General features: G+C 60.2%; 20 protein-coding genes. 9 read left to right on the plus strand and 11 right to left on the minus strand.

Translation table 11 applies throughout. The annotated features are described in order from the left end of the window. The gene (locus FHU12_RS11155) at window positions 1-642 is read right to left on the minus strand and encodes a helix-turn-helix transcriptional regulator (protein WP_141969340.1); all 642 of its coding nucleotides are present in this window, start codon (window positions 640-642) and stop codon (window positions 1-3) included. Window positions 643-735: 93 nt separating this feature from the next. On the opposite strand from FHU12_RS11155, the gene FHU12_RS11160 reads away from it, so the two are divergent. Next, window positions 736-1,719 carry a threo-3-hydroxy-L-aspartate ammonia-lyase gene (locus FHU12_RS11160; protein WP_141969342.1) on the plus strand — a complete coding sequence of 328 codons (984 nt, stop codon included), beginning with the start codon at window positions 736-738 and terminating at the stop codon, window positions 1,717-1,719. 152 nt (window positions 1,720-1,871) lie between these two features. Beyond that, window positions 1,872-5,345: a transcription-repair coupling factor gene (gene mfd / locus FHU12_RS11165; RefSeq protein ID WP_141969344.1), complete on the plus strand. Its 3,474-nt coding sequence runs from the start codon at window positions 1,872-1,874 to the stop codon at window positions 5,343-5,345. Window positions 5,346-5,379: 34 nt separating this feature from the next. Here mfd and FHU12_RS11170 read toward each other — a convergent pair whose 3' ends face one another. Beyond that, window positions 5,380-6,480 carry a GGDEF domain-containing protein gene (locus tag FHU12_RS11170; protein WP_141969346.1) on the minus strand — a complete coding sequence of 367 codons (1,101 nt, stop codon included), beginning with the start codon at window positions 6,478-6,480 and terminating at the stop codon, window positions 5,380-5,382. A 198-nt stretch (window positions 6,481-6,678) separates the two neighbouring features. On the opposite strand from FHU12_RS11170, the gene FHU12_RS11175 reads away from it, so the two are divergent. After that, on the plus strand, window positions 6,679-7,164 hold the full coding sequence (locus tag FHU12_RS11175) for a heme-degrading domain-containing protein (protein WP_141969348.1): 486 nt from the start codon (window positions 6,679-6,681) through the stop codon (window positions 7,162-7,164). 232 nt (window positions 7,165-7,396) lie between these two features. Then, window positions 7,397-9,085 (plus strand): C4-dicarboxylic acid transporter DauA, encoded by a 1,689-nt coding sequence (dauA, locus tag FHU12_RS11180; RefSeq protein WP_141969350.1) that lies wholly within the window; start codon window positions 7,397-7,399, stop codon window positions 9,083-9,085. 47 nt (window positions 9,086-9,132) lie between these two features. On the opposite strand, the gene kdsA is transcribed toward dauA, so the two are convergent. The 7 genes from kdsA to FHU12_RS27130 all read right to left on the minus strand — a co-directional run bounded on the left by kdsA (window position 9,133) and on the right by FHU12_RS27130 (window position 14,905). Further along, window positions 9,133-9,987, minus strand: a complete 855-nt coding sequence (kdsA, locus tag FHU12_RS11185) for a 3-deoxy-8-phosphooctulonate synthase (protein WP_038872048.1) — start codon at window positions 9,985-9,987, stop codon at window positions 9,133-9,135. A 58-nt stretch (window positions 9,988-10,045) separates the two neighbouring features. Further along, window positions 10,046-10,855: an invasion regulator SirB1 gene (gene sirB1, locus FHU12_RS11190; protein ID WP_141969352.1), complete on the minus strand. Its 810-nt coding sequence runs from the start codon at window positions 10,853-10,855 to the stop codon at window positions 10,046-10,048. Next, a complete protein-coding gene (locus FHU12_RS11195; protein ID WP_171455054.1) occupies window positions 10,852-11,253 on the minus strand; it encodes a SirB2 family protein in 402 nt (133 codons plus the stop codon). Before FHU12_RS11195 ends, sirB1 begins: the two co-directional genes overlap by 4 nt. A 41-nt stretch (window positions 11,254-11,294) precedes the next feature. Then, entirely contained in the window at window positions 11,295-12,128 is an 834-nt protein-coding gene (prmC, locus tag FHU12_RS11200; protein ID WP_141969354.1) for a peptide chain release factor N(5)-glutamine methyltransferase, read from the minus strand. Then, the gene (gene prfA / locus FHU12_RS11205; RefSeq protein ID WP_089180799.1) at window positions 12,128-13,213 is read right to left on the minus strand and encodes a peptide chain release factor 1; all 1,086 of its coding nucleotides are present in this window, start codon (window positions 13,211-13,213) and stop codon (window positions 12,128-12,130) included. Before prfA ends, prmC begins: the two co-directional genes overlap by 1 nt. Window positions 13,214-13,244: 31 nt before the next feature. After that, window positions 13,245-14,507, minus strand: coding sequence for a glutamyl-tRNA reductase (gene hemA / locus FHU12_RS11210; protein WP_033638164.1), 1,263 nt, complete (start codon window positions 14,505-14,507; stop codon window positions 13,245-13,247). A gap of 254 nt (window positions 14,508-14,761) precedes the next feature. After that, complete coding sequence (locus FHU12_RS27130; RefSeq protein ID WP_185742299.1) at window positions 14,762-14,905, minus strand: hypothetical protein; 144 nt, start codon at window positions 14,903-14,905, stop codon at window positions 14,762-14,764. 298 nt (window positions 14,906-15,203) lie between these two features. Here FHU12_RS27130 and lolB point away from each other — a divergent pair, with 298 nt between their 5' ends. From lolB to prs, 3 genes are all read left to right on the plus strand, one after another. Beyond that, on the plus strand, window positions 15,204-15,827 hold the full coding sequence (lolB, locus tag FHU12_RS11215; protein ID WP_043141534.1) for a lipoprotein insertase outer membrane protein LolB: 624 nt from the start codon (window positions 15,204-15,206) through the stop codon (window positions 15,825-15,827). Continuing rightward, on the plus strand, window positions 15,824-16,690 hold the full coding sequence (gene ispE, locus FHU12_RS11220; protein ID WP_049207164.1) for a 4-(cytidine 5'-diphospho)-2-C-methyl-D-erythritol kinase: 867 nt from the start codon (window positions 15,824-15,826) through the stop codon (window positions 16,688-16,690). The genes lolB and ispE overlap by 4 nt, the downstream gene beginning before the upstream one ends. Before the next feature lie 174 nt (window positions 16,691-16,864). Then, entirely contained in the window at window positions 16,865-17,812 is a 948-nt protein-coding gene (prs, locus tag FHU12_RS11225) for a ribose-phosphate diphosphokinase (protein WP_004941061.1), read from the plus strand. Window positions 17,813-17,997: 185 nt separating this feature from the next. Here prs and ychH read toward each other — a convergent pair whose 3' ends face one another. Beyond that, the gene (ychH, locus tag FHU12_RS11230; RefSeq protein ID WP_025160276.1) at window positions 17,998-18,276 is read right to left on the minus strand and encodes a stress-induced protein YchH; all 279 of its coding nucleotides are present in this window, start codon (window positions 18,274-18,276) and stop codon (window positions 17,998-18,000) included. 301 nt (window positions 18,277-18,577) lie between these two features. Between ychH and pth the strand changes: the two genes are divergently transcribed. Next, window positions 18,578-19,168 carry an aminoacyl-tRNA hydrolase gene (gene pth, locus FHU12_RS11235; protein WP_028128042.1) on the plus strand — a complete coding sequence of 197 codons (591 nt, stop codon included), beginning with the start codon at window positions 18,578-18,580 and terminating at the stop codon, window positions 19,166-19,168. A gap of 37 nt (window positions 19,169-19,205) precedes the next feature. Here the strand turns inward: pth and FHU12_RS11240 are convergent, their stop codons facing one another. Next, window positions 19,206-20,735 carry a SulP family inorganic anion transporter gene (locus FHU12_RS11240; RefSeq protein WP_141969357.1) on the minus strand — a complete coding sequence of 510 codons (1,530 nt, stop codon included), beginning with the start codon at window positions 20,733-20,735 and terminating at the stop codon, window positions 19,206-19,208. Window positions 20,736-21,069: 334 nt separating this feature from the next. Between FHU12_RS11240 and ychF the strand changes: the two genes are divergently transcribed. Next, a complete protein-coding gene (ychF, locus tag FHU12_RS11245; protein ID WP_049211448.1) occupies window positions 21,070-22,161 on the plus strand; it encodes a redox-regulated ATPase YchF in 1,092 nt (363 codons plus the stop codon). The last annotated feature ends 403 nt before the right edge of the window (window positions 22,162-22,564 follow it).

A 22,564-nucleotide genomic window follows, 5' to 3' on the forward strand; every position in this document is an offset into this window, starting at 1 on the left:
TCATCCCGCGTCTCGCTTGAGCAGGTTATAGACCGACACCCGCGAGATGCCGAGCGCTTCGGCCACCATGGTGGCCGCGCCGCGCAGCTGCAGATACCCTTGCTGTTTCAGCTGTTGCACCACCTGAAAGCGCTGTTCCGATGACAGCGCGCGTGGCTGGGTGGCGTGCGACGCGGCGAATGCATTGATCGCCGCAGCGATGTCCGACAGCGAACGCGCGCTCTCCGCCGCCTGCGGCGCGGCGCTTTGCACCACCGCCGTCAACTGCTGCAGGATAGCGGTGACGCTGTTAAAGATAGACACATCCAGATTGAGACAAATCGCCGCCACAAAGCGGCCCTGGCTATTGCGCAGGCCGATCGAGGTGCTCTTGGCCGGCCGCCCGTCCGGAAACACGCTGGCATAGTTCTGCACCACGTCTGGAAACTCCGGCGACGCGATGCGCTCCAGCCCCATTTCCGTCGCGGCGTCGCCGATACGGCGGTTGGACAGGTTGTTGGCGATAGCAACGATAGCGCGATCGGGCTGGGTCAGATCGTGCAGCACCACTTCGCAACCGGGCGCGAACATCACGCCCAATGCCTGAACAATTTTTTCAGCTTCGCGCAGCAACAGCGCATTTTCCTGCCTGATATCGCTCATTGAGTTAACCATTTGACAATAACTTTACAAAGAGTAAATTAAAAATCCCTATCAAGCAATTTATCGTCCATCCCTTAGCCGCGCGAGGTCGTCATGAGTTCAGTCCCACACTGCATCACCGCCGCCGATATTGCCACCGCCGCCGACGTTATCGCCGGGCATGCCCTGCGCACGCCGGTCATGACTTCGCGTCAGGCCGATCAGATCGCCGGCGCGCAGCTGTTCTTCAAGTGCGAAAATTTTCAGCGCATCGGCGCCTTCAAATTTCGCGGCGCCTATAACGCCATCGCGCAACTCAGTGCAGAGCAACGCCGGGCCGGAGTGATCGCCTTTTCATCCGGCAACCACGCGCAGGCGATAGCGCTGGCGGCACACGAGCTGGGCGTCAACGCCACCATCGTGATGCCCCATGACGCCCCTGCGGCCAAGCTGGCGGCCACGCGCGGCTATGGCGCCAACGTGGTCATCTATCAGCGCCACAGCGAAGATCGTGAAGAAATCACCCGACGCCTGGCCGCAGAGCGGGGCCTGTCGCTGGTGCCACCGTACGATTACCCGCAGGTGATCGCCGGCCAGGGCACCGCCGCCAAGGAGCTGTTTGAAGAGACCGGGCCATTGGATCTGCTGTTGGTGTGCACCGGCGGCGGCGGCCTGCTGGCCGGCAGCGCGGTAGCGGCGCATCACTGGTCACCGGGCTGCCGCGTGTTCGGCGTCGAGCCCGAAGCCGGCAACGACGTTCAGCAAGCCTTTCTGCGTGGCGAACCGGTGCACATCCCGGTGCCGAAAACTATTGCCGACGGCGCGCAGACCCAACAGGTCGGGCGGCTGGCCTTCCCGATCATTCAGGCCTATGTCGAAGGCATTCTGACGGTCAGCGACGCTCAGCTGTGTCGGCAAATGCGCTTCTTTATGGAACGGATGAAAATGGTGGTCGAACCGACCGGCTGCCTGGCGGCCGCGGCGGCGATGAACAGCCTGCTCGATCTGCGCGGTAAAAAGGTCGGCGTTATCGTCAGCGGCGGCAACCTCGACATCGACAAGATTGCGCACTATCTCGCCCTGGCCGGCGAAAATTAACGCGGCGCATCGGTTAAATAGCAGACGGAACATCAGGGTATAGCGCTTTTTGCTGTGTCAGTTTGGCGGCCGCTGGGCTACTATAAACAGCATAAAGGCGCTGGGTTATCCGTGCCGGGACGCCATCCAACACATTGATTAAAGATACCTGAATGAGCACTTCCGATAGCCGTAACCGTTCTTCATCCCCTCGTTATTCTCTGCCCGATCGCGCGGGCGATCTGCGCCAGCTGGGGCAACTGACCGGCGCGGCCTGCGCCGTGGAGTGCGCCGAGATCGTCGAACGCCACCCTGGCCCGGTGATGCTGATCGCGCCGGACATGCAAAACGCCCTGCGGCTGCGCGACGAGCTCCAGCAGTTCACCGACCAGATGGTGACCACGCTGTCCGACTGGGAAACCCTGCCGTACGACAGCTTCTCGCCGCATCAGGAAATCATCTCAGATCGTTTGTCGAGCCTGTATCACCTGCCGACCATGGCGCGCGGCGTGATCATTCTGCCGGTCAACACCCTGATGCAGCGCGTCTGCCCGCACGAGTTCCTGCACGGCCACGCCCTGGTAATGAAAAAAGGCCAGCGCCTGTCGCGCGACAAGCTGCGCGCGCAGTTGGAACAGGCGGGCTACCGCAGCGTCGATCAGGTGATGGAGCACGGCGAATTCGCCACCCGTGGCGCGCTGCTCGATCTTTACCCGATGGGCAGCGATGAGCCTTACCGCATCGACTTTTTCGATGACGAAATCGACAGTCTGCGCATCTTCGACGTCGATACCCAGCGCACGCTGAGCGAAGTTGAGGCCATCAATCTGTTGCCGGCCCACGAGTTCCCCACCGACAAGAATGCCATCGAGCTGTTCCGCAGCCAGTGGCGCGAGCAGTTTGAGGTGCGCCGCGACGCCGAGCATATCTATCAGCAGGTCAGCAAAAGCGCCTGGCCGGCCGGCATCGAATACTGGCAGCCGCTGTTCTTCAGCCAACCGCTGCCGTCGCTGTTCAGCTACCTGCCGGCCAACACGCTGATCGTCAACACCGGCGATCTGGAGGGCGCCGCCGAGCGCTTCTGGCAGGACGTCAATCAGCGTTACGAAAGCCGCCGCGTCGATCCGATGCGGCCGCTGTTGGCGCCGGATACGCTGTGGCTGCGCGTTGACGCGCTGTTCGGCGAGCTGAAGGCCTGGCCGCGCATCGCGCTGAAAACTGATGAGCTGCCGGCCAAGGCCGGCAATACCAATCTGGACTACCATGCCCTGCCCGATCTGGCGGTGCAGGCGCAGCATAAATCCCCGCTGGATAATCTGCGGCGCTTTATCGAAGGCTTCGACGGCAGCGTGATTTTCTCCGTCGAGAGCGAGGGGCGGCGTGAAACGCTGCAGGATCTGCTCGGCCGCATCAAGCTGGCGCCGGCGCTGATTCAGCGCCTCGATCAGGCGGAAACGGCGGGCCGTTACATGATGGTCGGCGCCGCCGAACACGGCTTCCTCGACGGCCTGCGCCAGCGGGCGCTGATCTGCGAAAGCGATCTGCTCGGCGAGCGCGTCAGCCGCCGCCGGCAGGATAACCGACGCACCATCAATACCGATACCCTGATCCGCAACCTGGCGGAGCTGCATCCCGGCCAGCCGGTGGTGCATCTGGAGCACGGCGTCGGCCGCTACGTCGGCCTGACCACGCTGGAGGCCGGCGGCATCAAGGCCGAGTACCTGATCCTCTCCTACGCCGGTGAGGACAAGCTGTACGTGCCGGTTTCTTCGCTGCATCTGATCAGCCGTTATGCCGGCGGCGCGGACGAAAACGCCCCGCTGCACAAACTGGGCGGCGACGCCTGGACGCGCGCGCGGCAGAAAGCGGCCGAACGGGTGCGCGACGTGGCGGCGGAGCTGCTGGATATCTACGCCCAGCGTGCCGCCAAGGCCGGTTTCGCCTTCAAACACAACCGCGAACAGTACCAGCTGTTCTGCCAGAGCTTCCCGTTCGAAACCACGCCGGATCAGGAACAGGCGATCAATGCGGTGCTGAGCGATATGTGCCAACCGCTGGCGATGGACCGCCTGGTATGCGGCGACGTCGGCTTCGGCAAAACCGAAGTGGCGATGCGCGCCGCCTTCCTGGCGGTGGAAAACGGCAAGCAGGTGGCGGTGCTGGTGCCGACCACCCTGCTGGCGCAACAGCACTTCGACAACTTCCGCGATCGCTTCGCCACCTGGCCGATCCGCATCGAGATGATGTCGCGCTTCCGCAGTGCCAAAGAGCAGCAGCAGGTGCTGGACGACGCGGCCGAAGGCAAGGTGGACATCATCATCGGCACCCACAAGCTGTTGCAGAGCGATCTGCGCTGGAAAGACCTGGGGCTGCTGATCGTCGATGAAGAGCACCGCTTTGGCGTGCGCCACAAGGAGCGCATCAAAGCGATGCGCGCCGACGTCGATATCCTGACGCTGACCGCCACGCCGATCCCGCGTACGCTGAACATGGCGATGAGCGGCATGCGCGATCTGTCGATCATCGCCACCCCACCGGCGCGCCGGCTGGCGGTCAAGACCTTCGTGCGCGAATACGACAGCCTGGTGGTGCGCGAGGCGATCCTGCGCGAAGTGCTGCGCGGCGGCCAGGTTTACTACCTCTACAACGACGTGGAAAACATCGAGAAAGCGGCGCAGCGCCTGGCGGAACTGGTGCCGGAAGCGCGCATCGCCATCGGCCACGGCCAGATGCGCGAACGCGATCTGGAACGGGTGATGAACGATTTCCATCACCAGCGCTTCAACGTGCTGGTGTGCACTACCATCATCGAAACCGGCATCGATATCCCCAGCGCCAACACCATCATCATTGAGCGCGCCGATCGCTTCGGCCTGGCGCAGCTGCACCAGCTGCGCGGCCGCGTCGGGCGTTCGCACCATCAGGCTTACGCCTATCTGTTGACGCCAAACCCGAAAGCCATGGGCACCGACGCCCATAAACGGCTCGAAGCCATCGCGTCGCTGGAAGATCTCGGCGCCGGTTTCGCCCTGGCGACCCACGATCTGGAGATCCGCGGCGCCGGTGAGCTGCTGGGCGAAGACCAGAGCGGCCAGATGACCACCGTCGGTTTCTCGCTCTACATGGAGCTGCTGGAAAGCGCCGTCGACGCGTTGAAAAACGGCCGCGAACCGTCACTGGAAGATCTCACCAGCAGCCAGACCGAAGTGGAGCTGCGCATGCCGGCGCTGTTGCCGGAAGACTTCATTCCCGACGTCAATACCCGCCTGTCACTGTATAAGCGCATCGCCAGCGCGAAGAACGACGGCGAGCTGGATGAGCTGAAGGTCGAGCTGATCGACCGCTTCGGCCAGCTGCCGGATGCGGCGCGCAACCTGTTGCAGTGCGCGGCGCTGCGCCTGCATGCGCAGAAGCTGGGGATCAAACGCATCGAGAGCAACGAGCGCGGCGGCTTTATCGAGTTCGGCGACAACAACCGCGTCGACCCGGGTTATCTGATCGGCCTGCTGCAGGGCAATCCGCAGGTTTACCGCCTGGACGGCCCGAGCAAGCTGAAGTTCACGCTCGATCTGGCCGATCGCCAGAAACGCCTGACGTTCACCGAAGAGCTGCTGGACGCCTTCCGCGAACACACGCTGGCGGCCTGAACCAACGCCTCCCGCCTGCACGGCGGGAGGCGGCTTATTCGCGCGGAAAACCGGCCCCCAGCGGCGCCAGCTGCATCACGCGGCTGGTTACCACCCGGTTTTTGCCGCTGCGCTTCGCCTCATATAATGCTTCGTCGGTCATGGCGATCGCCTTGTCCAGCGTCATGCCGGGCAGATACAGCGACACGCCGATGGACAGCGTGATATGTGCTTCGTCGTGCGCATTCAGCAAGAACGTCGAACTTTCCACCGCGCTGCGAATGCGCTCCGCCACTCCGCCGATGAGCTGCGGATCGTAGCTGGCGGTGATCACCATAAACTCCTCGCCGCCGTAGCGCCCGACAAAGTCCTCGTTACGCACGCTGTTTTGCAGCAGCCGGCCGACGCTCGCCAGCAGCACGTCACCGGCCGGGTGACCGTAGGTATCGTTGATGCTTTTGAAGTTATCCAAATCGAGGATCATCAGCCCGCACGGACGACGTTCGGCACGCTGCAGCATCAGCTGGTAATCGACGCTGGCGCGGTTGTTGATGTGGGTCAGGCTGTCGGTCGTGGCGCGCGCGCGCATCGCGAAATAGGCGTAGATATGACGCTCTTTGAAATTCAGCGCATGATAGCAAATCGCCAGGCAGAGCGCGGACACGGCCTGGTACAGCAACACATCCGTCCATAGCCCGCTCAGGTCCACCAGCAGCCACACCACCGCGATGCGATACAGCGCGATGACGCCGATCGTCAGGTAAAACGTCCGATGGGATTTCTTCAGCCACACCCGCGACAGCAGCAGTGGCGCAATGATTGAAGCGATGAACAGGTTATCGACGGTGACGCCGCCGGTGAGCGCCATGGCGAACAGAAAACTCACCAGCCCGCTGACGCCGCCGCCGAAGAAGGTCACCAGTATCATCGGGATCATCGCAAAGCTGTAATGCACCTTATCGGTCAACGCCAGCCTATCCTGACTCAAATACAGCACCGCCACCCCGGCCAGCAGGCCGAAAACGACGCGTTTCCACAACGCAGAACGGTAAGAAAACGGGGCACTCTTGCTGAGAACGAAATAGCTTACCGACAGCGTGGCATAGGTAATGCAAGCGTCGCTGTAAAGGGTGGAAATGGACGCAATGTAAGTCATAGATAGTCAGCGCGCTCCTCGGGATCGCCAGGGGTAATGTACAGACGTTGAATAACGCATCCCTGTCGTCTCCGCTTCAGCGGCGGCCATTTTACACGGTCTATTAATAGAGTAGCAGTTCTATCTTATCGCCAAGCCGTCTATCTCACGACGCTCGCTTCAGGCTACTCTGTCCTTTGTATATCGGGGGAGAAACGCATGAATATCGACGATGAACTGCAGGCGCTCAGCGAACAGGAAGCGACGCTGGCCTTTACCCATTTTGACGCCACCACCGCCTGGGAGCTGGGCGCGGCGCTGAAAACCGCCGCCGAGCGACGCGGCCTGAGCATCGCCATCGAAATCCAACTGGCCGGGCAAACGCTGTTTTATTACGCCCTGCCGGGCGCCACGCCGGACATTGCCGACTGGGTGCGGCGCAAGCGCAATCTGGTGAACCATTTTCACAAAAGTTCGTACGCCATCGGCCTGCGTCTGCAGCAGCGGCAAACGTCGCTGGAGGAGCGCTACGGGCTGAGCGTGCGCGACTATTCGGTGCACGGCGGCGCCTTCCCGCTCACCCTGACCGGCCTCGGCTGCGTCGGCAGCATCAGCATTTCCGGCGCGCCGCAGAAGGAAGATCACCAGCTGTTGGTAAGCACTTTAGCCCACTTTCTCGGCTTATCCCTACCCGCTCTGCACTAACCGTCAAAACCTTGATTATTCCTTTCTTTTTCAGCCGCAGAATCTGCGGCTGACTTACCTGTTAACGGCATTTAGCGCCGGATAAAACGACGACTCTCTGATTTCCTGTGCCAAATTGACACAGGTCTGGTAATCCGCTGAACAAAAGGCGTATGGTATCTGTCACGTGACAAGACGGACCTCATCGGGCCCGCCATTCCTTTCACTTTTGAAGATTTGGTACGCACCGTAGATGAAAACGCATGAAATAAACAAAATTCGCCCCTTCAGCGCGCTGATAGATGCCTGCTGGCGGGAACCTTATAGCCTGGCGCGGTTGCTGAAAGACGCTATCGCCGGGGTGACGGTCGGTATTATCGCCATTCCGCTGGCGATGGCGCTGGCGATCGCCAGCGGCGTGCCGCCGCAGTACGGCCTGTATACCGCCGCCATCGCCGGCATTGTCATCGCCGTCAGCGGCGGTTCGCGCTACAGCGTCTCCGGCCCCACCGCCGCCTTCGTGGTGATCCTCTATCCGGTCTCGCAGCAGTTCGGCCTGGCCGGCCTGCTGGTCGCCACGCTGATCTCCGGGGTATTTCTGCTGCTGATGGGGCTGGCGCGCCTTGGCCGGCTGATCGAGTACATTCCGCTGCCGGTGACGCTGGGCTTTACCTCCGGCATCGCCATCACCATCGCCACCATGCAGATCAAGGACTTCTTCGGGCTGCAGCTGGCGCACACACCGGAAAATTACGTCGGCAAGCTGTACGCCCTGCTGCAGGCGCTGCCGACGCTGGATTTCGGCGATACCCTGATCGGCGCGGTGACGCTGCTGATCCTGATCTTCTGGCCCAAGCTCGGCCTGCGGGTGCCGGGCCACCTGCCGGCGCTGCTGGCGGGCACCGCGCTGATGGGGCTGCTGGCGCTGTTTGACCACCCGGTGGCAACCATCGGCTCGCGCTTCAGCTACCTGCTGGCCGACGGCAGCAGCGGCCAAGGCATTCCGCCGATCCTGCCGCAGCTGTTGCTGCCCTGGGATCTGCCGGGCGGCGGCGGGCAGCCGTTCACTCTGAGTTGGCAAACCGTCTCCGCCCTGCTGCCGGCGGCGTTTTCGATGGCAATGCTCGGCGCGATCGAGTCACTGCTGTGCGCCGTGGTGCTCGACGGCATGACCGGCAAGAAGCATAACTCGAACAGCGAACTGATCGGCCAGGGCGCGGGCAACATCATCGCGCCGTTCTTCGGCGGCATCACCGCTACCGCCGCGATTGCCCGTTCGGCGGCCAACGTGCGCGCCGGTGCCACCTCACCGGTATCCGCCATCATCCACGCGCTGCTGGTGCTGTTGGCGCTGCTGGTGCTGGCGCCGTGGCTCTCTTATCTGCCGCTGGCGGCGATGGCGGCGCTGCTGTTGATGGTCGCCTGGAACATGAGTGAGGCCCACAAGGTGGTTTACCTGCTGCGCCGGGCGCCGAAGGACGACATTCTGGTGCTGCTGCTGTGCATGTCGCTGACGGTGCTGTTCGACATGGTGATCGCCATTACCGTGGGCATCGTGCTGGCTTCGCTGCTGTTTATGCGCCGCATCGCCCGCATGACGCGGCTGAGCGAGCTGAGTGCCGGCGACGGCCGCCTGGTGCTGCGGGTGAACGGCCCGCTGTTCTTCGCCGCCGCCGAGCGCATCTTTACCGAACTGCTGGCGCGCAGCGAAGGTTACCGCACGATCGTGCTGCAATGGGATGCGGTGCCGGTGCTCGACGCCGGCGGTCTGAGCGCCCTGCGTCGCTTTATCGACGTGCTGCCGGCGGACAAGAAACTGGTGATCACCGACGTGCCGTTCCAGCCGCTGAAAACCCTGGCGCGTGCGCGGGTGCAGCCGATCGAGGGCCGCTTGCAGTTCTACCCGACGCTGCCGGAAGCGCTGGCGGCCACCGGCGCCTAAACGTAAAAAAGCCCGACGAGTCGGGCTTTTTTTATGGCGACGAGCGCTTAGTTGCTGGTATCCAGCTCCGGGAAGCTCTTCACCAGGTCGTCGATGGCTTTCATCTGCGCCAGGAACGGCTCCAGCTTGTCCAACGGCAGCGCGGACGGGCCGTCGCACTTGGCGTTTTTCGGATCCGGGTGCGCTTCGAGGAACAGGCCGGCCAGGCCAACCGCCATACCGGCGCGCGCCAGCTCGGCCACCTGAGCACGACGGCCGCCGGACGCGGCGCCGAACGGATCGCGGGTCTGCAGTGCGTGGGTTACGTCGAAGATCACCGGATGACCACCGGTCACGTTTTTCATCACGTTGATGCCCAGCATGTCGACCACCAGGTTGTCATAGCCAAAGTTGCTGCCGCGATCGCACAGGATCACCTGGTCGTTGCCGCCTTCTTTGAACTTGTCGACGATATTGCCCATCTGCCCCGGGCTGACGAACTGTGGCTTCTTGACGTTGATCACCGCGCCGGTTTTCGCCATCGCTTCCACCAGATCGGTCTGACGCGCCAGGAAGGCCGGCAGCTGGATCACGTCCACCACTTCGGAAACCGGCTGCGCCTGTGCCGCTTCATGCACGTCGGTGATGATTTTCACGCCGAAGGTTTTTTTCAGCTCTTCGAAGATCTTCATCCCTTCTTCCAGGCCCGGACCGCGGTACGAGTGGATGGAAGAACGGTTGGCTTTGTCGAAAGAGGCTTTGAATACGTAAGGAATGCCCAGTTTTTGCGTCACGGTAACGTAGTGCTCGCAGATGCTCATCGCCAGATCGCGCGATTCCAGCACGTTCATACCGCCAAACAGCACAAACGGCAGATCGTTTGCTACGTCGATATCGCCAATGCTAACCACTTTCTGTTTCATGCTTTCGCCTTTGTTAAGGTTGTAACCGTCGCCTTGCAAACTGCACGGAGTCATTGAATTAATGCAGCGTCACCTGTTTCGGCTCAATCGAGTGGATCTGTACTTTGATCACTTCGCTGACCGGGTCTTCAGGACACTGCTCGACAAAATAGTTGAGATCGGAAATCGCGATATGGTTGCACTCCAACTGGGCGTAAATCAGCCCACGGTCGCGGATCTCGTACGGATCTTCCGGATCGAAGCACAGCACCGTTTCGCTGGTGCGCAGCGCCATTTCCAGCTGTTTTTCTTCCATCAGGGCAGCCTTCAGCGTATCCAGCATCTTGCGCACCACCATGATGTTCTCCGACTCGTCGAGGTCGTCGTCTTCCAGCTCGGCGCCCAGCCCCAGGTTGCCCTTGATCCACACTTCCAGCTGGTGCTCACTCAGGGTTTCGCCGTTCAGCGGGTTGATCAGCCACAGCTCTTCGTCCAGCCAATCGGCGCGCAGGATCAGCTGAGTGGGGAAAATCACCGGCAACAGCGGCAGATCCAGCGCGTTGGCGATGTGCAGGAAAATGGTGCCCAGCGAAACCGGCGTGCCCTGCCGCCCTTCCAGCACCTTGTCCAGCCAGATGGCGTCCGACAGGCGGTAAACGCCGCTGGCGCCGCCGAATCCCCAGGTCTTGTAGAACAGTTCGATGAGCGCATGCAGTTGCTGCTCCTGAGTGATATCGACCGGCACCGCCGCGCGCGCTTCATCCACCAGCTGTTGCAGCTTGCGCTCCACGTCGGCAGCGGGAAAATCGCGCCGCACCGACTGCGACACCAGGATCACCCCTTCGCTCAGCGGCGAGGTGTTAAATTCAAAATCAGCAATGCTACTCATAGGTATCCCATCAGAAACGGTATTTTCGTCGTGGCAAGTTTAATTATCAGATACAGACAGCCCAACGCCAGCACGAACGCCACGGTTCGCAGCCGCTGACTTTTGGTCTTCTTGCCCAATGCGACGTAGCCAAGCAGGATATAGATAATAACGCCAAACAGCTTCTCGGTCAGCCATGAGTCCATACCCAGCAGCGGATAAAACCCGAACGTCACCACCAGCGCGATGCCGCTGACGAACAGCAGCGTATCGTTCAAGTGCGGCGCTATCTTGACCCAGCGGCGGCCCATGATCGGCGAGCGGCGCCACTGCCAAAAGAAACGCAGCACAAACAAGGTAATACTGATGGCGACCGTCAGCAAATGGAAATGTTTCAACGCGGTGTATGCAGTCATGATGCTCCCTTAAATGGCTCGGGCGTCGTTATTATGAGAGGCGCTTACCCCGGCCATTGGCCGAGCGTCACGCGGTCGTTGTCGCCGTAATCACGGTGGGTGGCGACAGCGGAAAATCCGGCGGCCTGCAGCAGCGCGCGCACGCTCTCACCCTGCTGCCAACCATGTTCCAACAGCAGCCAGCCCTGCGGCTGCAAATAGTGCGGCGCCTGGCGCACGATGGCGGCCAGATCCGCCAGCCCATGATCCGCGGCGACCAGCGCACTGCCGGGCTCGAAGCGCACGTCGCCCTGCGACAAATGCGGATCGGCGGCGTCGATATAGGGTGGATTGCTGGCGATCAGTGCGAAGCGTTGCCCCGCCACCGGCGCAAACCAGCTGCCCTGTAGAAATCGGACGTTGTCGATCTTCAGCTTGCGCGCATTGTGCTGCGCCAGCGCAACCGCCTCTGGCTGCACATCGATGCCGATAGCCGAACAATCCGGGCGCTCACTGGCCAGCGCCAGCGCGATGGCGCCGGTGCCGGTGCCGAGATCGAGGAAATGGCAGGGTTGCGGCGGCAGGCGCGCCAACGCCAGTTCCACCAGGCATTCGGTATCCGGGCGTGGGATCAGCGTCGCGGGTGAAACCGACAGCGGCAGCGACCAAAACTCGCGCTCGCCCACCAGATAGGCCACCGGCTCACCGCGTTCGCGGCGCGCCAGCAGCGTCTCCAGCTGCTGTTGCTGCGGCGGCGTCAGCAGGGTTTCGCCGAACGCCATCAGGAAGGTTCTGGCCTTGCCGGTCACGAAACCCAACAGGATTTCCGCGTCGCGCCGGGCGCTGTCGCTATGGGTCAAACGCGCGGCGGCGGTTTTCAGCCAGTGTTGATAGTCCATCACTCTTGCTCGGCGGACAGCGCAGCCAGCTGATCGGCCTGATACTCCTGCACGATCGGCTGGATCAGCATGTCCAGTTTGCCTTCCATCACTTCGTCCAGACGGTAGAGCGTCAGGTTGATGCGGTGGTCGGTTACCCGCCCCTGCGGGAAGTTGTAAGTGCGGTTGCGGTCGGAACGGTCGCCGCTGCCCAGCAGGTTGCGGCGAGTGGACGCCTCGGCCTGCTGGCGCTTGGCCATCTCGGCGGCGCGAATGCGAGCGCCCAGCACCGACATCGCCTTGGCTTTGTTTTTGTGCTGCGAACGTTCGTCCTGGCACTCCACCACGATGCCGGTCGGCAGGTGGGTGATACGGATCGCCGAGTCGGTGGTGTTAACGTGCTGGCCGCCGGCGCCGGAGGAGCGGAAGGTGTCGATTTTCAGATCGCCCGGGTTGATGTCCGGCAGCTCGGCTTCCGGCACTTCCGGCATCACCGCCACGGTGCAGGCGGAGGTGTGGATGCGCCCCTGGGATTCGGTTTCCGGCACGCGCTGCACGCGGTGGCCGCCGGATTCAAACTTCAGCTGACCGTACACGCCGTCGCCGGAAACTTTGGCAATCACTTCTTTGAAGCCGCCGTGTTCACCTTCGTTGGCGCTCATCATCTCGACGCGCCAGCGGCGGCTTTCCGCATAGCGGCTGTACATGCGGAACAGATCGCCGGCGAAGATCGCCGCCTCATCGCCGCCGGTGCCGGCGCGCACTTCGAGGAAGCAACTGCGCTCATCGTCCGGATCTTTCGGCAGCAGCAACACCTGCAGCTGTTGTTCCAGCTCTTCGCTGGCCGCCCGCGCCTGTTTTAGCTCTTCCTGCGCCATCTCGCGCATTTCCGGATCGTCCAGCATCATTTCCGCCGTCTCCAGATCCTCCTGCACCTGACGCCATTCCAGGAAGCAGCGGCTGACGTCGGTCAGCTGCGCGTATTCTCGCGACAGCGCGCGGAACCGGTCTTGGTCGGCGATGACGCCGGCATCGCCGAGCAGCGCCTGCACTTCTTCATGGCGCTCTTGTAACGCTTCCAGTTTGGCAACAATAGAAGGCTTCATGCGTGGTAATAAACCCTGTTAATAGAGAAAACTAATGCTGATCCAGCCCGAGGCTGTCGCGTAATAACTGCAACCGCTCCACGTCGCCGTCGCCGGCGGCCTGCTGGAGGGATTTGGTGGGGGCATGAATAAGACGGTTGGTCAGTTTATGGGCCAGCTCGTGAATAACCTGCTCCACGTTGGCACCCTGCGCGATGGCGGCCAGCGCTTTGGCCTCCATCTCTGCGCGAATTTGGTCGGCCTGCGAACGGTAGTCGCGGATGGTTTCCACCGCGCCCTGCGAGCGCAGCCAGGCCATGAAGTTGGTGCTTTCCTGCTGCACGATCGACTCCGCCTGCACCGCCGCCGCTTTGCGCTGCGCCAGGTTGCTTTGAATGATGGCGTGCAGATCGTCCACGCTGTACAGATAGGCGTTGGCCAGTTTGCCGACTTCCGGCTCGATATCGCGCGGTACGGCGATATCCACCAGCAGCATCGGCTGGTTGCGGCGCGCCTTCAGCGCGCGTTCCACCATCCCCTTGCCGATGATCGGCAGCGGGCTGGCGGTGGAACTGATGATGATGTCGGCGTCCGCCAGGCGTTCGTCGATCTCCGGCAGGGTGATCACTTCCGCGCCCACCTCGTCCGCCAGCAGCTGCGCGCGCTCGCGGGTGCGGTTGGCGATGATCATGTGCCGCACTTTGTGTTCGCGCAGGTGGCGCGCCACCAGCTCGATGGTTTCACCGGCGCCCACCAGCAAGACGTTGAGATCGGCCAGCGATTCGAAGATCTGCCGCGCCAGGGTGCAGGCGGCAAACGCCACGGAGACCGCGCTGGCGCCGATGTCGGTTTCGGTGCGCACGCGCTTGGCGACGGAGAAGGATTTCTGGAACAGGCGCTCCAGCTCGCCGGACAGCGACTGGCCGCGTTGCGACTCGGCGAAGGCCTTTTTCACCTGGCCGAGGATCTGCGGTTCGCCCAGTACCAGTGAGTCCAACCCGCTGGCCACCCGCATCAGATGGCTGACTGCGTCGTTGCCCTGATGCCAGTACAGGCTTTTCTTCACCTCTTCCGGGCGCAGGTTGTGGTACGCGCACAGCCAGGCGACCAGCTGCTCGTGCATGTGTTCCTGCTGCTCCACGCTGAGATACAGCTCGGTGCGGTTGCAGGTGGACAACACGACGCCGCCCTGCACCAACGGTTGTTGGAGCAAGCTGGTCAGCGCCTCATCGATGGACTCTGGCGAGAAGGTCACCCTTTCACGCAGAGAAACCGGAGCGGTTTTGTGATTTATACCTAACGCCAGCAGGGTCATTGCTTCGAGTAATACTTCTGTTGGTACGGGTTCTCGTTGAACGGCATTCTACTTGATGCGCAGGATCAATAAAAGTAACAACCGCATCTTCCGTTCAATCGTTGCCATAGACGGCATCAATCGATGAATAACCAATAAATACAGTGAGATGATTTATAATTTGACGACATAACATACTGAATTTTAGCGCAAGATGTGATATCCCGCGCAGGATTCGGTAAAACCTGCAGGTTATCCGCTTATAATCCGCGCGTTTACCCACCCAGCGTGCCGCAACGGTAGGAGGGATCCAGGATAAAAGAGACCTGCTGGCAAAAAACCTGCTTGGCCTGAAAATAAAAAAATACCGCGCCGGCAAAGCACAGAAGCGAAATGATTATCCGCACCGCTATCTTCATTCGATTATTTCCCGCAACAAAAACCCCCGGCAGCATACCGAGACAAACATCAACCAAACGCTAACGGCGGCCCCCTGCCGTAACGAAAATTGTTGCGCCCGGGCAGCGCTACGAAACGATTGTGTTAATCTTAATGGCGACCCCGACGCGCGCGCCGGTTGGCATTGCGCCGGTAAAAGCGGCAAGATTCAACGCGATGCAGCAAAAAATTGACGCGTCGCCGCCGCCCCGTTAGCGTGAGCGCTGAATCCGGGTTTCGTCGCGCATGCCCGCAAGGACAAAAGGACAAGAGAAAGTTATGCCAATACGCAAAGTTAGTTTGCTCCGTCTGATCCCGCTGGCCAGCCTGGTGCTGGCCGCCTGTACCACCACCAAGCCGACCGGCCCGGCCACCAGCCCGACCTCACCGCAGTGGCGCGCCCATGAGCAGGCGGTGCAGCAGCTCAGCACCTATCAGACCCGCGGCTCCTTCGCCTACTTGTCTGATCAGAAAAAAGTCTACGCCCGCTTCTTCTGGCAGCAGTTCTCGCCGGAGCGCTACCGCCTGCTGTTGACCAACCCACTGGGCAGCACGGAAATGGATCTCAACGTGCAGAAAAACGTGGTGCAGCTGACCGACAACCAGGGCAAACGCTACGTCAGCGACAACCCGGAAGAGATGATCCGCAAGCTGACCGGCATGGCGATCCCGCTGAACAACCTGCGCCAGTGGATGCTCGGCCTGCCGGGCGAAGCCAACGATTTTGCACTGGACGATCAATATCGCCTGAACAAGCTGACCTACCAGCAAGGCGGCCAGACCTGGAAGGTGGATTACCAGGGCTACAGCAACGACGTGCAGCCGACGCTGCCGAACCGTCTGGAGCTACAGCAGGGTGACCAGCGCATCAAGCTGAAGATGGATAACTGGACGCTCAAATGATCCGCCAGTGGCCCTCCCCCGCGAAACTCAACCTGTTTTTGTACATCACCGGCCGTCGTGAAGACGGCTATCACCTGTTGCAGACGCTGTTCCAGTTTTTGGACTACGGCGACACCCTGACCATCGACCCGCGCCAGGACGACCGCATTCATCTGCTGACGCCGGTCGACGGCGTGCCGGACGAGCAGAACCTGATCGTGCGCGCCGCCCGCCTGCTGCAGCGCTATTGCGATGAGCGCGGCCTGCAGACCGCGCCGCGCGGCGCCGATATCAGCATCGACAAGCGCCTGCCGATGGGCGGCGGTTTGGGCGGCGGCTCCTCCAACGCCGCCACCGTGCTGGTGGCGCTGAACGAACTGTGGCGCTGCGGTCTTGGCGACGACCAACTGGCAGCGCTGGGGCTCAGCCTCGGCGCCGACGTGCCGGTGTTCGTGCGCGGCCACGCCGCCTTCGCCGAAGGCATCGGCGAGCGCCTGCAGCCGGCCGAGCCGCAGGAAAAATGGTATCTGGTGGCGCATCCTGGCGTCGGCATCCCGACGCCGGTTATCTTCGGCGACCCCGAATTAAAAAGAAACACCCCGGTTCGCTCCTTAAGTGAGCTGTTGCAGGCTCCGTACGCAAATGATTGCGAACCGATCGCAAGAAAACGTTTTCGCGAGGTTGAACAGCTTCTTTCATGGCTGTTAGAATACGCCCCGTCACGCCTGACTGGCACAGGTGCTTGTGTGTTTGCTGAATTCGACACAGAAATCGCCGCCCGTCAGGTGTTAAATCAAGCCCCGGAGTGGTTGTGTGGTTTTGTAGCGCGCGGCGTTAACGTCTCCCCACTACATCGCATTCGTTCCGGGCGGTTTGAGTCGTAGCTCAACGTTTCGCTGCGCAGGGTCATGCACACCTGGCCCTGTTATCCCTGCGCTGCCTGCGGTCTCAATTTTAGTTTTAGATACCCGTATGTATATTGCGCCGGTGTCGCCAACTGCCCCTTGGCGATGTCGTATGACAATATCTTCTCTGGACGCAAGCCTGAGGTTCTTCTCGTGCCTGATATGAAGCTTTTTGCTGGTAACGCCACCCCGGAACTAGCACAACGTATTGCCAACCGTTTGTACACCAGCCTTGGTGACGCCGCTGTAGGTCGTTTTAGCGACGGCGAAGTGAGCGTGCAAATCAACGAAAATGTACGCGGCGGTGATATTTTCATCATCCAGTCCACCTGTGCCCCGACCAACGACAACCTGATGGAACTGGTTGTGATGGTCGACGCCCTGCGTCGCGCCTCCGCAGGTCGTATTACCGCCGTTATCCCTTACTTCGGCTATGCACGCCAGGATCGCCGCGTGCGTTCCGCGCGCGTGCCAATCACCGCCAAGGTGGTTGCCGATTTCCTCTCCAGCGTAGGGGTTGACCGCGTTCTGACGGTGGATCTGCATGCTGAACAGATTCAAGGCTTCTTCGACGTACCGGTAGACAACGTGTTCGGCAGCCCGATCCTGCTGGAAGACATGCTGCAGCAGAACCTGGAAAACCCAATCGTGGTTTCCCCGGACATCGGCGGCGTCGTGCGTGCTCGCGCCATCGCTAAACTGCTGAACGACACCGACATGGCCATCATCGACAAACGCCGCCCGCGCGCGAACGTGTCTCAGGTGATGCATATCATCGGTGACGTGGCAGGCCGCGACTGCGTGCTGGTCGACGACATGATCGACACCGGCGGTACCTTGTGTAAAGCGGCTGAAGCATTGAAGGAACGCGGTGCCAAGCGCGTATTCGCCTACGCGACGCACCCGATCTTCTCTGGCAACGCCGTGGACAACATCAAGAACTCGGTGATTGATGAAGTGATCGTCTGCGACACCATTCCACTGTCGCCGGAAATCAAGGCACTGAAAAACGTTCGCACTCTGACCCTGTCCGGCATGCTGGCTGAAGCCATCCGCCGCATCAGCAACGAAGAGTCGATCTCTGCGATGTTCGAGCATTGATTCGTCGTCTTTCCGGTGCGGCGCCCACCGTGCCGGAAAGATAGCGAGCCCGACAGCAGAAAAAGAAAAACCCGTTGGTGCGTGAGCAACAACGGGTTTTCTACTCGTAGTCCAACATGACCTCAGACCTTAATGCATGGCAGATATTCCCTTGCCCTGCTCTTGCATCCCTTCTGATTTTTTAATCAATGCGACGAACGATGTTGGTCGTTACGGCACCGTTTATCAAAGTGTTTTACCCACCAGTAGCGATCCGCTACCTGCTCGCGACCGCCGATACGCGCGCCTACCAGCCACAACAGCGCGCCGACGAAGATACTCATGATGGCGCCGTGGGCGAAAAATTGCGGTAAATCGAACTGGGATACTTCAGCAATAATGGAGTATCCGACGCCACCGATCATCACGACCAGGCCCAGCCCCATAAAAAAGTTGCCCATTCTGTCCGCGTTTCTACGTTTCATATGCCACCTCCATGATTGCCATGTGCCAACCGGGATAACGCTGCAACTTGTTAACCCACTTTGATAAGTTAAGTATAGTCCTTGTGGCGGCAAGGGGATTGCGGAGGCGATCACAAATGGTAAAGAATTATTGACACTTCTTAACACGCCGCTGAAAATTAGCGGACAAATTGAATTATTCAGCTAATGAATCACTCGTCTTTCTTACCTAAGGCGATGGCGGAGATCGGATTTTGTCATTCGCCGTCCCGGCAGGTAGACTAAGGCCCTTTCCATTATCCTGATCATAGCGAATCTTCCAGTGAGCAGTATTAAATTGATAGTCGGCCTGGCCAACCCGGGCGCGGAATACGCCCAGACGCGCCACAACGCCGGCGCCTGGTACGTCGATCTGCTGGCCCAGCGCCACAACCAGCAGTTGAAAGAAGAGAGCAAGTTCTTCGGTTACACCGCCCGCTTGAACCTGGCGGGCAACGACGTGCGCCTGCTGGTGCCGACCACCTTCATGAACCTGAGCGGCAAAGCGGTGCTGGCGATGGCCAACTTCTACCGCATCGAACCGAACGAGATCCTGGTGGCGCACGACGAGCTGGATCTGCCGCCCGGCGTGGCCAAAATTAAGCTCGGCGGCGGCAACGGCGGCCACAACGGCCTGAAGGACATCCAGAACAAGTTCGGCAATAACCCGAACTTCTACCGCCTGCGCATCGGCATCGGCCATCCGGGCGACAAGAACAAGGTGGTGGGCTTCGTGCTCGGCAAACCGCCGGCCGGCGAGCAGAAGATGATTGACGAAGCGATCGACGAATCGCTGCGCTGCACCGAGATGCTGATGAAGGACGGGCTGGAAAAAACCGTTCAGCGCCTGCACAGTTTCAAGGCGCAGGCCTGAACTTTGCCGCAGCGGGCGCCCTGCCCGCTGCCGGCTTCTAGCCGCGTGGGTTGAAGGTCTCCTCGCTCACGCGGCGGTCATCGGCGGCGAATCCCTCTTCCGCCACGTAATACTGCGGATCGTCCAGCTCATGGCTGCAAAACGGCCCGGCGCGCTTGAGCAGGCGCACGCAGTCACCGCTCAGGTGGCGCAGACGAATGCTTTTCCCCGCCGCCAGATAACGCGCCGTCAGCTTATCTATCGCTTCTACGCCGCTGGAATCCATCACCCGGGTGCCGGCAAAATCCAGCACCACGTTCTGCGGATCGCTTTGCGGCTCGAACAGCTCGGCGAAAGCCGCGGCAGAGCCGAAGAACAGCGGGCCATCCAGTTGATACACCGCCACGTCGCCCGTCACCTGCCGCTGGCGCACGCGAATGCGCGCCTGCTGCCAGGCGAACACCAGCGCCGAGATAATCACCCCGCTGATCACCGCCACCGCCAGATCGGTAAAGATGGTGATCAACGTGACGGCGACCATCACCAGCGCGTCTGCCTTCGGCATACGGCGCAAACGGCGCAGCGAACTCCATTCGAAGGTGTTGTAACACACCACCAGCATGACCCCGGCCAACGCCGCCACCGGCAGTAGGCCGATATAGCGCGACAGGCTGACCACGAACAAAATCAGCAGGATGGCGCCCACCGTGCCGGAGATGCGCCCGCGCCCGCCCGAGGTAAAGTTGATGATCGACTGACCGATCATCGCACAGCCGGCGAAGCAGCCGAACAGGCCGCACACCGCGTTACCGGCGCCCTGCGCGATGCTTTCGCGGTTGCCGTTGCCCTTCTTGCCGCCCATTTCATCCAGCACCGTCATGGTCAGCAGCGATTCAATCAAACCGACCAGGGCGATCACCACCGCATAGGGCAGCACCACCCGCACCATCTCCAGGGTAAACGGCGCCGTCGGCAGACTGAAGTGCGGCAGCGCACCGGAAATGTCCGCCAGATCGCCCACCCGCAACGTATGCAGATTGAGGCCGATCGCCAACGCCGAAACCACCAGCAGCGCCGCCAGCGAAGACGGAATGGCTTTGGTCAGGCGCGGGAACAGCACCACCACCGCAATCGCCAGCGCCACCAGGCCGTACATCAGCGGCCCCTGCCCGGCGATCATCTTCAGCTGCGCCAGCATGATGACGATCGCCAGGCCGTTGACGAAGCCGTGGATCGCCGGCAGCGGCACCAGGCGAATGAACTTGCCCAGCCGGAAGGCGCCGATCAGGATTTGAATCCCCCCGGCAAACAGCGTGGCCCACAGCACGTAACCCATGCCGTACTGCGCCGCCAGACTCATCAGCACCACCACAATGGAACCTGCGGCGCCGGAAACCATGCCCGGCTTGCCGCCGAACAGCGCCGTGACCAGGCCGATAATAAACGCGGTATGTAAACCGACGATCGGCGAAAGACCGGCGACCAGCGAAAAGCCGACCGCCTCGGGGATCATCGAAACCGCCACCACAAAGCCCGCCAGGACTTCATTTTTAACGTCCGCGATCCTGACGTTACTCAGGTTAAACATGCATTATTCACTTATGACAGATGACATCATCTCCCCGCGTAGCGGGTATGGGGTACCGCAAGGGGCGGCAGACTGCAGGCGGGCACAGCTCAGGGTGGCGTAGGCAAGAAATACATCCGGCGCGTTTCCTGTCGGTTAATCGGAACGGCCAGTATGGGTAAATGTGATCCAAATCTCAATCAAAAACCGGTCGCCCGCGTTGCGCTCGCCCCGGCCAAGCAAGTCTGATCGAGATAAACGCCCATTACGTGTATAATGGCGGTATTATTTTGCCCTTTATGCAGTTGGTTAAATATAACCTACTGATAGTTAAGATATTTAAGGTGATTACAACATGGGATTCAAATGCGGTATCGTCGGCCTGCCTAACGTAGGCAAATCCACCCTGTTCAACGCGTTGACCAAAGCGGGCATTGAAGCAGCCAACTTCCCGTTCTGCACCATTGAACCGAACACCGGTGTGGTGCCGATGCCCGATCCGCGTCTGGATAAGCTGGCCGAGATCGTCAAGCCGCAGCGCATTCTGCCAACCACCATGGAATTCGTCGACATCGCCGGCCTGGTGAAAGGCGCGTCCAAGGGTGAAGGCTTGGGCAACCAGTTCCTGACCAACATCCGCGAAACCGAAGCCATCGGCCACGTGGTGCGCTGCTTCGAGAACGACAACATCATTCACGTCAACAACAAGGTCGATCCCGCCGAAGACATCGACGTGATCAACACCGAACTGGCGCTGTCTGACCTGGACACCTGCGAGCGCGCCATCCACCGCGTGCAGAAGAAAGCCAAAGGCGGCGACAAAGACGCCAAAGCCGAGCTGGCGGCGCTGGAGAAATGCCTGCCGCACCTGGAAAACGCCGGCATGCTGCGCGCGCTGGATCTGAGCGACGAAGACAAAGCGGCGATCAAATACCTGAGCTTCCTGACCCTGAAGCCAACCATGTACATCGCCAACGTCAACGAAGACGGCTTCGAGAACAACCCGTACCTGGACACCGTGCGTAAAATCGCCGACGCCGAAGGCTCCGTGGTGGTTGCCGTGTGCGCCGCCGTGGAATCCGACATCGCCGAGCTGGAAGACGAAGATCGCGACGAGTTCATGGCAGAACTGGGCCTGGAAGAGCCGGGCCTGAACCGCGTGATCCGCGCCGGTTACGAGCTGCTGAACCTGCAGACCTACTTCACCGCCGGCGTGAAAGAAGTGCGCGCCTGGACCATCCCGGTCGGCGCCACCGCCCCGCAGGCGGCCGGCAAGATCCACACCGACTTCGAGAAAGGCTTTATCCGCGCGCAAACCATCGCCTTTGACGACTTCATCACCTACAAGGGTGAGCAAGGCGCCAAAGAAGCCGGCAAAATGCGCTCAGAAGGTAAAGACTACATCGTCAAAGACGGCGACGTGATGAACTTCCTGTTCAACGTCTAATTCTTCACATTGCTAGCATGTTGGTCATCTAAAAGCCTCCTTAACCGGGGGCTTTTGCATTTTTAATTTTATGTTTTCATTAGTTATAACACTGAAGTTTTCAGAAATCTGTATATTATGATACGAATTTACCACTTAAAATAGATTCTTTAATGGAATTAGAAAAGGAGATCTATTTCATTCTCTCAGATATTATCTATTCAGTTCGACTATATGTTTTTCCTCATGCCAGCGTGAATATTTCGACTAAAAATAATTAACCTGAAATTATTATCATTTAAATTATTTCGATAGGGATTTATTGCACTTTCTGAAAAAATTTATATCCTATATTATTCTCAATCATAAAAGTTGAAACAATCGAAGAATAGCAACAAATCAACAAATTCCACATAAATATCCT

Origin of the sequence: Serratia marcescens, assembly GCF_006715005.1 — a bacterium.
Lineage (GTDB): Bacteria > Pseudomonadota > Gammaproteobacteria > Enterobacterales > Enterobacteriaceae > Serratia > Serratia montpellierensis.

What these genes read in the sequence shown, in the direction of transcription:
- FHU12_RS11155 (WP_141969340.1), bottom strand. Translation starts at nt 642, where the DNA reads ATGAGCGATATCAGGCAGGAAAATGCGCTGTTGCTGCGCGAAGCTGAA.
- FHU12_RS11160 (WP_141969342.1), top strand. Translation starts at nt 736, where the DNA reads ATGAGTTCAGTCCCACACTGCATCACCGCCGCCGATATTGCCACCGCC.
- mfd (WP_141969344.1), top strand. Translation starts at nt 1,872, where the DNA reads ATGAGCACTTCCGATAGCCGTAACCGTTCTTCATCCCCTCGTTATTCT.
- FHU12_RS11170 (WP_141969346.1), bottom strand. Translation starts at nt 6,480, where the DNA reads ATGACTTACATTGCGTCCATTTCCACCCTTTACAGCGACGCTTGCATT.
- FHU12_RS11175 (WP_141969348.1), top strand. Translation starts at nt 6,679, where the DNA reads ATGAATATCGACGATGAACTGCAGGCGCTCAGCGAACAGGAAGCGACG.
- dauA (WP_141969350.1), top strand. Translation starts at nt 7,397, where the DNA reads ATGAAAACGCATGAAATAAACAAAATTCGCCCCTTCAGCGCGCTGATA.
- kdsA (WP_038872048.1), bottom strand. Translation starts at nt 9,987, where the DNA reads ATGAAACAGAAAGTGGTTAGCATTGGCGATATCGACGTAGCAAACGAT.
- sirB1 (WP_141969352.1), bottom strand. Translation starts at nt 10,855, where the DNA reads ATGAGTAGCATTGCTGATTTTGAATTTAACACCTCGCCGCTGAGCGAA.
- prmC (WP_141969354.1), bottom strand. Translation starts at nt 12,128, where the DNA reads ATGGACTATCAACACTGGCTGAAAACCGCCGCCGCGCGTTTGACCCAT.
- prfA (WP_089180799.1), bottom strand. Translation starts at nt 13,213, where the DNA reads ATGAAGCCTTCTATTGTTGCCAAACTGGAAGCGTTACAAGAGCGCCAT.
- hemA (WP_033638164.1), bottom strand. Translation starts at nt 14,507, where the DNA reads ATGACCCTGCTGGCGTTAGGTATAAATCACAAAACCGCTCCGGTTTCT.
- FHU12_RS27130 (WP_185742299.1), bottom strand. Translation starts at nt 14,905, where the DNA reads ATGAAGATAGCGGTGCGGATAATCATTTCGCTTCTGTGCTTTGCCGGC.
- lolB (WP_043141534.1), top strand. Translation starts at nt 15,204, where the DNA reads ATGCCAATACGCAAAGTTAGTTTGCTCCGTCTGATCCCGCTGGCCAGC.
- ispE (WP_049207164.1), top strand. Translation starts at nt 15,824, where the DNA reads ATGATCCGCCAGTGGCCCTCCCCCGCGAAACTCAACCTGTTTTTGTAC.
- ychH (WP_025160276.1), bottom strand. Translation starts at nt 18,276, where the DNA reads ATGAAACGTAGAAACGCGGACAGAATGGGCAACTTTTTTATGGGGCTG.
- FHU12_RS11240 (WP_141969357.1), bottom strand. Translation starts at nt 20,735, where the DNA reads ATGTTTAACCTGAGTAACGTCAGGATCGCGGACGTTAAAAATGAAGTC.
- ychF (WP_049211448.1), top strand. Translation starts at nt 21,070, where the DNA reads ATGGGATTCAAATGCGGTATCGTCGGCCTGCCTAACGTAGGCAAATCC.